The organism is Vibrio atlanticus, from assembly GCF_024347315.1.
GTDB classification, from domain to species: Bacteria; Pseudomonadota; Gammaproteobacteria; order Enterobacterales; family Vibrionaceae; genus Vibrio; species Vibrio atlanticus.
In genome coordinates this window covers 16040-28727 of record NZ_AP025461.1, presented here as the reverse complement: position 1 = coordinate 28727, position 12688 = coordinate 16040, and the positions used below count along the sequence as shown (strand labels likewise).

10 protein-coding genes, 1 pseudogene and 1 riboswitch are annotated in these 12688 nt (G+C 42.9%); of the genes and pseudogenes, 5 read left to right on the top strand and 6 right to left on the bottom strand.

Going from position 1 to position 12688, the window contains the following annotated elements; all coding sequences use genetic code 11:
* Positions 1-134: 134 nt before the first annotated feature.
* Positions 135-791 carry a 3,4-dihydroxy-2-butanone-4-phosphate synthase gene (gene ribB, locus OCV30_RS15850; protein ID WP_004733029.1) on the bottom strand — a complete coding sequence of 219 codons (657 nt, stop codon included), beginning with the start codon at positions 789-791 and terminating at the stop codon, positions 135-137.
* Positions 792-1139: 348 nt separating this feature from the next.
* A riboswitch (FMN riboswitch) is annotated at positions 1140-1290 on the bottom strand.
* A 383-nt stretch (positions 1291-1673) separates the two neighbouring features.
* On the opposite strand from ribB, the gene OCV30_RS15845 reads away from it, so the two are divergent.
* Positions 1674-2420 carry a phosphatase PAP2 family protein gene (locus tag OCV30_RS15845; protein WP_065678940.1) on the top strand — a complete coding sequence of 249 codons (747 nt, stop codon included), beginning with the start codon at positions 1674-1676 and terminating at the stop codon, positions 2418-2420.
* A gap of 178 nt (positions 2421-2598) precedes the next feature.
* Here the strand turns inward: OCV30_RS15845 and OCV30_RS15840 are convergent, their stop codons facing one another.
* The 3 genes from OCV30_RS15840 to OCV30_RS15830 form a co-directional block, all read right to left on the bottom strand.
* On the bottom strand, positions 2599-4503 hold the full coding sequence (locus OCV30_RS15840; protein WP_065678939.1) for a methyl-accepting chemotaxis protein: 1905 nt from the start codon (positions 4501-4503) through the stop codon (positions 2599-2601).
* Positions 4504-4893: 390 nt separating this feature from the next.
* Positions 4894-5619: a sulfite exporter TauE/SafE family protein gene (locus OCV30_RS15835; RefSeq protein WP_167351949.1), complete on the bottom strand. Its 726-nt coding sequence runs from the start codon at positions 5617-5619 to the stop codon at positions 4894-4896.
* 224 nt (positions 5620-5843) lie between these two features.
* Positions 5844-7049, bottom strand: coding sequence for an MFS transporter (locus OCV30_RS15830; RefSeq protein ID WP_065678938.1), 1206 nt, complete (start codon positions 7047-7049; stop codon positions 5844-5846).
* 651 nt (positions 7050-7700) lie between these two features.
* Between OCV30_RS15830 and OCV30_RS15820 the strand changes: the two genes are divergently transcribed.
* The gene (locus tag OCV30_RS15820) at positions 7701-8315 is read left to right on the top strand and encodes a DUF6198 family protein (protein ID WP_029222369.1); all 615 of its coding nucleotides are present in this window, start codon (positions 7701-7703) and stop codon (positions 8313-8315) included.
* 126 nt (positions 8316-8441) lie between these two features.
* Here the strand turns inward: OCV30_RS15820 and sigZ are convergent, their stop codons facing one another.
* Positions 8442-9056 carry an RNA polymerase sigma factor SigZ gene (sigZ, locus tag OCV30_RS15815; protein WP_065678937.1) on the bottom strand — a complete coding sequence of 205 codons (615 nt, stop codon included), beginning with the start codon at positions 9054-9056 and terminating at the stop codon, positions 8442-8444.
* Complete coding sequence (locus OCV30_RS15810; RefSeq protein WP_004733042.1) at positions 9040-9336, bottom strand: ArsR/SmtB family transcription factor; 297 nt, start codon at positions 9334-9336, stop codon at positions 9040-9042. Before OCV30_RS15810 ends, sigZ begins: the two co-directional genes overlap by 17 nt.
* 233 nt (positions 9337-9569) lie before the next feature.
* On the opposite strand from OCV30_RS15810, the gene OCV30_RS15805 reads away from it, so the two are divergent.
* The 3 genes and pseudogenes from OCV30_RS15805 to OCV30_RS15795 form a co-directional block, all read left to right on the top strand.
* Entirely contained in the window at positions 9570-10670 is a 1101-nt protein-coding gene (locus OCV30_RS15805) for a permease (RefSeq protein ID WP_065678936.1), read from the top strand.
* A gap of 404 nt (positions 10671-11074) precedes the next feature.
* Positions 11075-12430 (top strand): TackOD1 domain-containing metal-binding protein, encoded by a 1356-nt coding sequence (locus OCV30_RS15800; protein WP_065678935.1) that lies wholly within the window; start codon positions 11075-11077, stop codon positions 12428-12430.
* Positions 12417-12623, top strand: a pseudogene (locus OCV30_RS15795) (glycosyltransferase family 2 protein); the annotation flags it as partial. The gene OCV30_RS15800 and the pseudogene OCV30_RS15795, both read left to right, overlap by 14 nt.
* Between the last annotated feature and the right edge of the window lie 65 nt (positions 12624-12688).

The window sequence follows — 12688 nt, the reverse complement described above, 5'->3', positions numbered from 1 at the left end:
GTTTGAGTGACAGTCACTATGCCCTGTTTAAAATAAGCTTGGCTCCATTGGTGAGCCTAGATCTGTTTAGGTCAATGCGCTTGAGTTAATATCGGGATACTAAGCACTAAGCACTAAGCATTAAATATTAAACATTAAGCCAGTTTTAGGTCGAACTCAGTGCGGTACATCACCATATCTTCAATGGTCAGTACAGGCATGTTGTGCATTTTACCGAAAGCAACGATCTCTGGCGCTTTTGCCATCGTGCCGTCTGGGTTGGTAACTTCACACAGTACACCTGCCGATTGAAGACCAGCCATTTGCATTAGATCCACAGTACCTTCTGTGTGACCGCGGCGAGCCAGTACACCACCTTTACGAGCGCGTAATGGGAATACGTGGCCAGGGCGAGCTAGGTCAGTAGGCTTAGCCGTTGGGTTTGCAGCTGTCTTGATCGTTGTTACACGGTCAGCGGCAGAAACACCTGTTGTTACGCCGACTTTTGCTTCGATAGTGACGGTAAACGCAGTTTGGTTTGCGCTGTTGTTATCAACAACCATAGGTGGGAGTTCAAGTTGGTTCGCTTGCTCGTCTGTTAAGCATAAGCACACAATACCACTGCATTCTCGGATCATAAGCGCCATTTGCGCATTAGTTAGGTGTTCTACTGAGTAGATGATGTCGCCTTCGTTCTCGCGATCTTCATCGTCAAGTAGAAGTACGCCACGACCTTCGCGTAGAGCTTGCAGTGCGTTTTCAACGCGAGTGATTGGTTCGCCAAATTCGGCAAGTAGTGAAGACTGATTCATGGTTAAACTCCTAAAATATCACCAGAATCAGGGCTGTATGAGGGATCTCAACCGAGCACAACAAAGCAGACTCATTACAAGTCAACTTGTACCAATCGTAGTAAACAACTGGTCATTCTAGCTGGTTAAAACCCTTGATAACGGCGTTAAAATTTTTGACTGTAGAATAACTACTTATCGAAAAATTTTGCCTTGTTCTCAAGCGTTTTTCCTGCGCTATCTCTGATCATTTATTTACTGTGATTGGTATTAGCTCATTATGGTTTTATCCAAAACGAAATGCACCCGTCTAAGTTGGAGGCATGAACCTAATAAATAGGTACACCTTTCCAACTTAAACGAGTGTGTTTTCATTCTCTCTCATCCGGACTATGACCGTCGGCTCTGGCATCTCACCAGATCTGCTGACCTCGACGAATCGAGCGCTCGCGGGCTTATCTTTAGATTTTGCTAAAAACATACCGCCGGTGGGGAATTTCGCCCCGCCCTGAGAATAAAAATTAATAATCTGTTTTGCTTTGAAAGCAGACCAGATGGTAATCCTTTCAATAGTGGATTTAAAGGACTGACAGCAAAGTTTTTCAGATTCCAGCCTTATAATCGGGTAAGTGTTCACTTTATCAGCAGAACGTGTCCGGCAGTCTTTAGTGGGATAATGCCTTTGTCTCAGCTGGTTTGAGTGGTCTTTGTTGCTCTATGAACATCAGTGGATGTCGAACATTATTGGTGCTGGCGTGGCCGTTCACTGAATCAATACTCAAGAGGTTCATCAATCGAACATTGTTAGACCATGACGGCTTAATGACCGTTTTGACATAAAATTGATATTGGCAGTGCTAAGCTGCGCTAGCATCCATCCACTTTATCCAAAAGATCTTAGTCATGACATCTCCGTTCTCTAACAAATCCAAAGGCTTATTACTGCTCGTTTTAAGTTTGTCTTCTCTCGTACCGTTTTTGATCTTTGGATCTTATTTTGACCTTGGGGCTGCGGTTTCGCCTTTCCAAGGCGCCTTCATAACGTTTGTGACTTACTCGGCGGGTAATCAAGGGTTCTTGGTAACGCTAGCTGTTTTGTCTTTGGTATTGCTCACGATGAAATTTTCCAAAGCTAAGCTCGTCAGCCTTTGTCTGCAGCTCGGCTTGTTGTTGGTTCTCAGCTTTGCAGCAAAAACTTTCTTAAAGCACTCTACAGAAAGCCCGCGTCCTTATTCTGAGTATTTGGTGACCCAAGAAGTCGTTGACATGCCAGAGCTGTTTTACGAACTGCCATTGGTAGAAAAGAATGCAGCGATTACATCTGTGAAAGATAAGGTGAGTGAGTGGCGAACACGTCATTGGCTAGGTGAGACTGACTATTCTTTCCCATCTGGGCACATGATTTTCGTTGGCGTGTGTCTGGCGTTCTTTGGCGGCTTGTTCCTGGAAGCGAAACGTTTTTACTTAGTCGGCGGTTTGCTAGTTTGGGCTGGTGGCGTGGCGTATAGCCGAGTTTGGCTTGGTATGCACCGCCCTGAAGACTTAGCTGCGTCTATCGCCTTTGCCGGTTTGATCTACCTATTGGTGCCACTGATTCCGACGCAAAAAATAGAACCTTTGTTGCCGATGTTTCTAAGAGATAGCAAATGAGTAATAAACTTGCCTAGAAGAGCTCTGGTGGGGCTTTTGAAAGAGAGGAATAAAAAACCGCCTTCGGAGAAGGCGGCTATTTTAAACGATGACTGCTATTGAAAAACTATAGACGCTATTTGAAACTATAACCTCCATACACTACGGGTTTCATTCTAACTAACTGTTTTAGTAGAAATTAACGTAGTTTAAACATACCAACCATTGATGCCAGTCGTTCGTTTACTTGGGAGATATTGTTGGTTTGCACCAAAGCTTGATCTCCATTTTTGTTGAGTTCATTTACAATGTCACTCAGAGCCACCATGTTACGACTAATTTCCTGAGTGACGCTGCTTTGCTCTTCTGCGGCCGTTGCAATTTGAATACTTAGGTCATTGATCCCCGTTACTTGTGACGTTAGCTCATTTAAGCTGCTGCCCACTTTCTCGGTGTTATTAAATGTTTCGTCACAAGTCCCTTTCGTCTTATTCATAGACTCTTCAACATTCTTGTTCACTGAAAGCAATCGAGTCAGCGCTTGTTCAATCTGTTGTGTACTCGCTTGTGTTCGACTCGCTAAGGCTCTCACTTCATCCGCTACTACTGCAAACCCACGACCTTGCTCACCCGCTCGTGCTGCTTCAATCGCTGCATTTAACGCAAGGAGATTGGTCTGTTCTGCGATTTCACCAATCACTGTCAAAATATCACTGATCCCTTTAGTTTCTTGGCTCATGCTTTCTAGGTTCGATGATGTGTTCTCTATCTCAGAAACTAGTGCATTAACCTTCATTTGTGCATCACCGACAGCATTGAGTGATTGCTCCCCGATATCCGACGCAACTTTAGTTGATTGCGCCGTTTCACCTGCATTTTGGGCAACGGCGTCAGCTGTTGAACTCATTTCTTCAATGGCAGTGACAATTTGTTCAGTTTCTTGCACGTGCTGATTCAAAATGTGGTTATTTTCATCTGATTTATGTTCAAGTTGCTGCACATTTTCTTTCAGTTCAGACGATGCTGCGTCAATTTTTAGCATCAAGTCTTGTATATGCTCGATGAATTGGTTTATACTAGATGCGATTTGCCCTAAATCATCGTGTTTCTTTACTTCGAGTCTCTGAGTTAAATCACCATCACCATTTGATAGCCCTGTAATGGTTTCTTTCAACGCTAGGATGGGTTTGTAAAGAATATTGAGAATGAATAACGTGGCAACTACGCTGATCAATAGGTAGACGATCGTGATCATAATTGCTTGCTGTTGAGCGACTTCTAGCGCTGCGAATACGACGCTTTTGTCTAATCCAACAAGTAGGTACCACTCTTTATCACCATAGCTAACCGCATGGCTGAACATCACTTTCTCAACGCCGTTGATACTATAATTAACGATTGTGCTTTCTGAATTTTGTGCTTTTTTTGCAACGTCTTTCAAAGAAGCGTAATCCGTTAATTTAGTGCCCACCTTAACCACATTGGATGTGCTAGCCAGCACCGTCATGTCATTGGTCATCATCATCGAAATAGCACCGTTGAGGTCGATTTCAGAGACAGTGTCACTTAGAACATCGAGTGGAATGTCTGCCAATAGCACACCGTTACCAACATCTTTACCAATGCTCACCATTAAGGTACCTGTTGTGGAGTCTGTATATGGGTCTGTATATACAAGGCTTCCTGAACGCTTACCTTCTTTGTACCAAGCTTTACTACGAGGGTCGTAGCTTGATGGGCTTTTGTGATTATCCCAGCCCGGGTAATCGAATGAGGCATAAGCATCACCATTGTCAAAACCTATCATTAGGTTCGCAACATCAGCACCCAATGAGCCCACGCGCATTCGCTCGGCGTGTCTATCTTGATAATTATTTTGACGGTAATCAGTGGCTATTTTTGCTACTGCTTGTGTTTTAGCTTCCAGGTAAGTCTCAACCTTATTCCCTTCAATGCGAATACGGTCTTGTGTGCTCTGATAAATAGTGTCAGTGAGTGCTTCCTTCTTACTCTGATATGATAAATAGTTGGCTGAACCAACACTTATTGCGATTATTACTGATACTGCGACTAAAAGAACTTGCTTAAATCCAAGTTGTTTCATATGAATGTCCTTAATACTGAGCGTGCTCATCTGCCTGGCTAATGATTGCTCGAGTATATAGAGATATAGTGAATGCAACTACGCTCTCAATTGAACATTTAGTCTAATTTGAACAGTCTGAGCTCTGTATACAAAAAGCTCATGAAAAAATGGTTTATGCAGTAATGGTTCATTGATGGTGATTGAGAGGGAATCGTGACCGCCAGATAGAGATGTTTACGACAGTGTGGTACTGACTTTAAAGCTTAAATAAGGCGCCGCATTAGGGTATTTGAGCATAATGGATAACGTCACTAGTCAGTCATATGCGCTTGCTTATCGAGATGAGTGAGCTGTCATCAAAATAGTTACAAAACGTAAGCAACCTTCAGTACTTACGTTATCTCTATACTAACCAGCTAAGCCCTGCCAAATGGCAGTAAAGCCACTGATAGAACATAACAGTAAAGAACCAATTCGTATCTTCTCTTTAGGAATGCTTTGCGTGGTCATCAACGCCACTTTGTAACCCAACCAAGCCGCAGGCAGCAAAGGTATGGTGATGATCAAATGGTGCATAGTGAAGAAGCCAATTGGGATCTGAACAATCAACGAAATGATTGAACTAAAGACAAAAAAGGCAGACAAGTTGCCACGCAGCTGATTGGCATCTTGGTGTTGGAGTAGCAGTGCCATAGGTGGACCACCAATACCTGAACTGGTGCCAAAAAATCCTGAGAAGAATCCCGCGATGCCCATTTTGGCAGGCGTCGGCTCTAACCTAAATGGAAGCAAGCTGACAATCACTGCAAATACGACCAATAAGCCCAACCATAATGACAACACGCTCGTTGAAACCATCACCAATAATGCTCCGCCTGCCAATGAGCCTGGAATGCGGCCCAGCAATGCGATTTTTAACCCGCCAATAGAAATGTTTGCACGGTGTTTAAAGGCGTTGAATAAAGAGATAAACAGGCCAACCAAGCAGATAGGCGCAGGTACATAGTCTGGTGAGACCAAAAACAGCAGTGGGGCTGCAACAATAGCCAAACCAAAGCCGATTGCGGTTTGCACAAATGAGCCAGCAAAAATGAGTGCCATTGCGATAAGGACAGTCTGATCTATGTATTCCATAAGCCTGCGGATTAGTTATAAAGGAGCGAGTGGATACTATAAATTAAAACGAAAAGGATAGTCTTATTATTCAGTGAGGTTTATGCAAATATCGACCGTTTTAATTGGTGAAATAGTGACTAACAAAAAAGCGAGTGAGTATATCAGGATGCTTCCTTTCAATACTCACTCGCTTTATTGGAACGACTTGTTGTTTACGCTAGTGGGGGAGTCAGCGTTAAACGTTAAGCCATTGCCAATTTCAGTCGCTCAATCGGCTTGTCATTGATTGGTAAATGGATAAGCGCTGCCGCAAATGCAAGTACCACGGTTGACCACCAGATTGGCTCGTAAGAACCGTAGTAATCGTAAATACGACCACCAACCCAAGCGCCTAAGAAGCTACCCACTTGGTGAGTAAAGAATACCAAGCCGTACAACGTCGACAGGTAACGAGCACCGAAGATCTGACGAACTAAACCAGACGTTAGCGGAACCGTACCCAACCAACAGAAACCAATCGCCGCACCGAAGATTGCCGCGGTTGATTCAGTCACTGGCAGAGTCACAAACGCACCGATAACCACAGTACGTACTAAGTACAGTGCAGACATCACATGACGCTTGCTGAACTTATCGCCCATCACACCCCAGAAGTAAGATCCGAAGATGTTGAAGATACCCACATAAGCCAGCGCCATTGCTGCACTACTCGCAGGTAAGTTTTTGTCTGCTAAGTAACTTGGTAAGTGCGTTGCAATGAACATCACGTGGAAACCACACACGAAGAAGCCTGCGTGAATCAACCAATAACTTTTGTTCGAAAACGCTTCAGACAGTGCTTCTTTCAGTGTCTGGGTGTCTTGTACTTGTTTATTGGTTGCTAACTTCGGTGCTCGCATAAACAGCGCAAATGAGATCATCAAACAACAAAGCACGCCAAATACTTGCATCGCACTTTGCCAATCAAACTCGTTCAACATGTATTGCGCACCCGGAATTACCGCGAACATACCAAATGAACCTGCAGCTGTGGTTAGACCGAATGCTTTAGCTGCGTGTTCTGCAGGTACAACTTTTGCTACAGCGCCTAATACAATCACATAGCTTGTTGCACTTAACCCAAGGCCAACCAATGCGCCTAGTGAAACGTAAAGCATGCTTGATTCGGTAGACATTGAGGTAAGAAATAAACCCAAACCGTAAGCACATGCACCTGCAATAATGATGCGTCTTGCTCCCCATTTGTCAGCGGCCATGCCCACAAAAGGCTGGAACACACCGAACAGCAGGTTTTGTAGAGCAATGGCGAAGCTGAAAAACTCACGGCCGGTGCCGAAATGCTCTGAAATTGGCATCATGAAAATGCCGAATGATTGTCTGATCCCTAGACTGATAATAAGTGTGCCGATCCCAAGCCATACCAGTAAAGGAAAACGGAAAATGCTCATTCTAATACTCTTAAATTAATGGTGGTGATGTGAGTGGTCTTGCGCTGACATGTGTTGGTCAGTCATTTTATTGTGGTGTTCGTGCCCGGAATGCTCATGCGCTGACTGCTGGTGGCATCCACTGCTAACGGCATGCTGAGCCAAGAGATCGATCAATGGCTGACTGTGATGCACAATTACCAAACTAATGACAAGGAATAGCGTCATTCTGGCGAGTTGGGCAAAAAGAGATTGTGAAAACATAAGGTGTTTACATGCGCTCAATGTTGTAAGAAGTCGCGCATCATAATGACGAGTAGGGTATGTATCAAATGACCTTTTGTGATTTAGTCTATGCGTTTTATGCATAGAGCTATGCATGGATTGATGCATCGCTGGAATTGGAATGAAACGTAGCTAATAAATAGGAAAACACGAAGCTCGCTGATTATGTGGTAGAAGCGGAGAATTTAGGATGGATATTTAATTTTGTAGATATAACTGCTTGCTTTAGTGAAGTATTTTAAAGCCTGTAAAAACTAGTATACAAATTAATCACTCAGTAACACTGCGCAATTACTCGACTTATCTGTTAAACATCGTAAATTTGTACTTCAATCGTTTCAACGGGACTGAAACGCGATATTAAAAGATTCAGGGAGAGTCATTCACATGGATAAAGATCATAACCTTCGCGAAAATTTACTGGCACTGCTCTTAGGTAGCGCACTAGTTTCACTCGGCGTTATCTTTTTCAACCAAGTCGGTTTGCTCACCGGAGGCACGGCTGGTCTAGCGATCTTCATTACCAAAGTAACAGACCTAAGCTTTGGCCAAGTGTTCTTCGCTCTTAACTTACCTTTCTATATTTTGTCGGTCGCTCGTATGGGCTGGCGCTTCACCATCAATACGTTTATCGCGGTTTCGATTGTTTCGTTCGCCGTGGATCACTTGTATCACGTGATTCAAATTGCCGAAATTCATGCATTGTATGCAGCGTTAATTGGTGGTGGCTTAATTGGTACCGGCATGCTGGTGATCTTCCGTCATAAAATGAGCTTAGGTGGCTTCAACATTCTGGCGCTGTTCTTACAAGAACGTTTTGGGATTCGTGCGGGTAAGGTTCAGATGGCACTAGATTGTACGATTGTTGTGCTTTCACTGTTTATTGTTGATGTGTCATTGGTTCTTCTGTCTGTGCTTGGTGCGATAGTCACCAACTTGATTCTGGCGATGAATCATAAACCGGGGCGCTATCAACCCGTGGTAAAAGCGGAAGCAGCATAGTTCGGTACGATCAAGCACTGGGTTCACTTAAGTACTCGATTCGCATAAACAAAGCGTGATTTGCAGATTATGAAAACAACAAAGCCAGCATCAACTGCTGGCTTTGTTCTATTTTAGGGATGGTTATTAGCACTTACTGCAATCGTTATCTGGTTTGAGCTCGCAGTCAATCACATTGCCTTGTTGATCAAGTGACAGGTTACAGCATTGTTCGAATAGGTTCTTAAGATCCCCGCGGCTTTTCTGAACACGAGACTTAACGGTTGAGTAGCTGATGTTTTGAGCCTCAGCGATCTCTTTTTGGCTTTGACCTTTGATATCGACAGCAAGCAGTAGCGATGAACTTTGTTCTGGCAGTGCCTGAATAAAAGGTTCAATACACAATGAGAGCTTCTGCTTAAATTCAGAGTCGTGGTCTAAATCGGTAAACCACAGATCTTCAGCATCAATTTGGCTATCACGTTGTTGGCGTGCATGTTTACGGTAGAAGTCGATAATGGTGTTGTTGGCTAACTGGAACAGCCAAGCCTTAACACTGCTCGCATCTTGTACCTTGTCTAAGTTCTGATAAGTCTTAATCAAGATCTCTTGAAGCAGGTCGTCTACATCGGCGGTGTTGTTGACCTTAGAATGCAAGAATGACTTTAACGCTTGCTGATACTCAGCCCAAACCTGTTCTAAGTTCAAAGATGTACTATTCAAAGGTGCCCCGTTCGAAGGTGCATCAGTTGCACTGTTCATTTACGCAACACTCGTCTTGTAAGAAATCAATCACACCTTCTAGGCATTCATACTCCGCCACGCAGAATAGAGTTCTCCCTTCTCGTCTTTGGCTGATTAGGCCCGCAGACGCCAAGCTTGATATGTGGTGAGACAAGGTAGAACCGGGAATGCCTAGCTCTTCTTGTAGGCCGCCAACTGCAATGCCTTGGTAGCCAGCTTTAACGACACTCTTATAAATAGTTAGACGAATAGGATGCCCCAACTCTTTAAGTGCTTTAGCAACGACTTCTAAGTTCATATTAACTCCTCAAGATTTAATTTCGATGTTAGTCGAAATGTATGCCGAATTCAAATTTAAAAACGGTGGCTGTGTAAGTCATTGAAAAAGTGTGTTTTAGAAAATCATTTCGATTTTTATCGAAGTAAAGCTTGATCTGGAGCTGTTTATTTCTATAATTCGAGAATATTCGAAATTAAGGGTTGGTTACTTTTCTCATAGAGCCCGACCTTCAATCCAGTTTGGAGTTAATTATGAGCAATGAAATGTTAACAATGCTAAAAGACGCACTTGATATGTTCGCTTTCTTAGCAGTAGAGTTAATTATCCTTTTCTTAGCGATCAGCTACATTGTTGGGATTCTGCAAGAGTTTCTTACGCCAGAAAAGATTCAATCGATTCTGAGCTCGCGTAACGGCAAGGGTTATGTGGTTGCAGCGCTACTGGGTGCGATTACGCCTTTCTGTTCATGTTCGACCATTCCTTTCTTAAAAGGGTTGCTGCGTGCACGAGCGGGTTTTGGACCAATGATGGTGTTCCTATTCGGTAGCCCACTATTGAACCCAGTGATCATTGGTTTGTTCGTAATTACGTTTGGTTGGCAAGTGGCTGTGTTCTACTTCTTAGTCGCAATGACAGTATCGGTAGTCGCAGGTTACGCACTTGAGAAGCTTGGCTTTGAGCGTTACGTAAAACCTGAAGCGTATGAATCGACAGGTTCTGCTTCAAGCTGTGGTACTAGCTGTGGTGATTCTGCTCCTAAGAAAGCAGCACCTGCTAAAACAGAATCTTCATGTGGCACAAGTGCATGTGGTGAACCTGCACCAGTAATGGCAAAAGAAACATCTTGCTGTGATTCGAAAAAAGAAGAGCGACAAGTGACTGTTTCATGCTGTTCAGCGGATGGAAGCGCAACGGCTGAAATCGTAGAGAAGAAAGAGCCTAGCCGTTGGATGAGAATTTGGTTCTCAACTTGGAAAGACTTCAAACAAGTTTTCCCTTACCTAATGATGGGTATTGCGATTGGTTCATTCATCTACGGCTTCATTCCTACAGACCTAATTGTACGGTATGCCGGTGAAGGTATGTGGTATGCGATTCCAGTAGCAGCCGTGATTGGTATCCCACTGTACATTCGTGCTGAAGCGGTAATCCCATTAAGTGCTGCTCTAGTACAAAAAGGTATGGCATTAGGTTCGGTAATGGCATTGATCATTGGTAGTGCAGGTGCAAGTTTGACAGAAGTTATCCTGCTTAAATCAATCTTCAAAAACCAAATGATTGCAGCATTTCTATTCGTTATCCTAAGCATGGCGATGGCTGCAGGTTTCCTATACAGCTTTATCTTTGGTTAATCGTTCTCGCTACGAAACAACACTAACGATAACAAGATATCGATAATAAAAAAGAGCTCACTTAGTTGAGCTCTTTTTTTTAGGAGGTCAAAAAAGCATGGGCATTAGGCTTAATTTGTTTGAGAACGCTATTATTCCGGAAGTGCTGCTATCGAAAATAACACTTATCAACACCTATTTTTAGATTTGAATGTAACCGCTTTGATGCCAAGTATTAACAATATTCATGTTTCGTAGGTGTTAATTAATTGGTGAGCTTATTTAATCTTTTTGGCTAATGATTGGACGGTTTTCATATCGATATCTAGTATTTGTATAAGGGTAAGTAATGCAATAGCATCGCTCGAAATTTCAAATGTTACGTTTATTTGACGGTAATGGCGTCAAGAAATTGGAGTTAATGAATGAAAGATAAGTTGAAAATTTACTGCCTTGGAACCCCTACACTTGAAACCAGAGAATCATTTGAGCTCGTGCCAGTCAGTGACATTAATCAACTCCCTGAATTATTGGGCGGCGTCATAGTTCTAAATGGCGATCTTAGTTCGCAAGACGACGTGATGAGCCAACTCCATCGTAGCAGGAAATTTTGGTCTTGGAAGATTTATGTTTTAGACGATAGTGCATTATCAGAGTGTTTATCAGACGGCACTTTAAATCCAGAAAGTGTTGAAGAAGAGGTGATTCAACACCGAAGAACGTTAGAAAGTATTATCGACTCATCGGATACATTAGACCCTCTTGTTGGGTGGTTAGGCTTGGACCAAACACGTCGATTATCACCTCACAAATATTTGTCTCATAAATCGATATATTCCTATCCGTTAGTGGAGCTTTACTATCCGGAGTTAAGTTCAACTTATCGTTTTGTATTATCAGAGACTAAGCGAGATACTTTTGAAATTGAGGATTTAATCGATCGAGTAAGAGTGTGTCATGAATGTGCCAGTGCCCACTTAAACTACATCGAAGCGTGTCCTTCTTGCAAAGACATTGATATTACTGAGCGTACCTCTCTCCATTGTTTCACGTGTGGCCATGTTGCTGAACAAGGGCTGTTCAAACGCAACCAAAAATTAGAATGCCCGAAATGTTTGACTCAGCTTCGACATATTGGAGTGGATTATGATCGTCCTTTAGAAACCCATACATGTAACTCATGCTCTCACTCTTTTTCTGAGGCGGAGACATTAGCTTCTTGTTTCGAGTGTGGTACAAAAAACGATATTTCAAAGTTGGTTGTTAGGAAGATTTATTCGCTGAAACTTGGAGTTCAGGGAGAGTATATATTCCGTCATGGAGTGAAGCTATCGGCGCCTGAACTGACCTTAAGCGGGAAAGTAGACGGCGGGTATTTTTCTAATCTTCTTAGCTGGGTTAATAGAATTGCACTTCGCCACGAAGAAGAGCACTTATTATTGGGGTTACACCTGCCTGATTTAGCGCAGTATGTGTCTAAAAATGGAGACGCAAAAATGTTTGCTTTAATCGAGCAAATTACAGAGCGTTTAAACGGATTGTTTAGAGATTCTGATATTTGTTGTCAGTTTAAAAGCGATGTTCTTCTTGTATTTATGCCTAAAGCTAAGATGGAACATATAGAAGTATTACGCGGGAAAATAGAAGCACTTTGTTCTCTAATCGAAGATGATGATTTCACGCTGAATGTCTTTGCGTGGGGTATACCCGATCCAACAATGAAAGAAGATGTTGGTTATTGGTTAGAAAGTAAAGTCAGTGAAATCTATGCTGTCGGTTAGCCTTGATCTCCAACAGTACTTCTGGGGGATGCTTTTAGAGAACTCTGAGCTTTGGCTGATGCTTTTCCCCATGATGATTATAGTGGAGCTCCCACTCTTTTTGCTTGTGTTAAGTGGAATCTTTCGCTGGTCTTATTCGGCCAGTGATATAGAGATAAAAGAATACCCAAGCATCTCGTTTGTAATTACTTGTTGAACGAAGCCGCTACGCGGCAGAGTAAAACGAGTGCGAACCATACTCTTGTAACACCATCACCC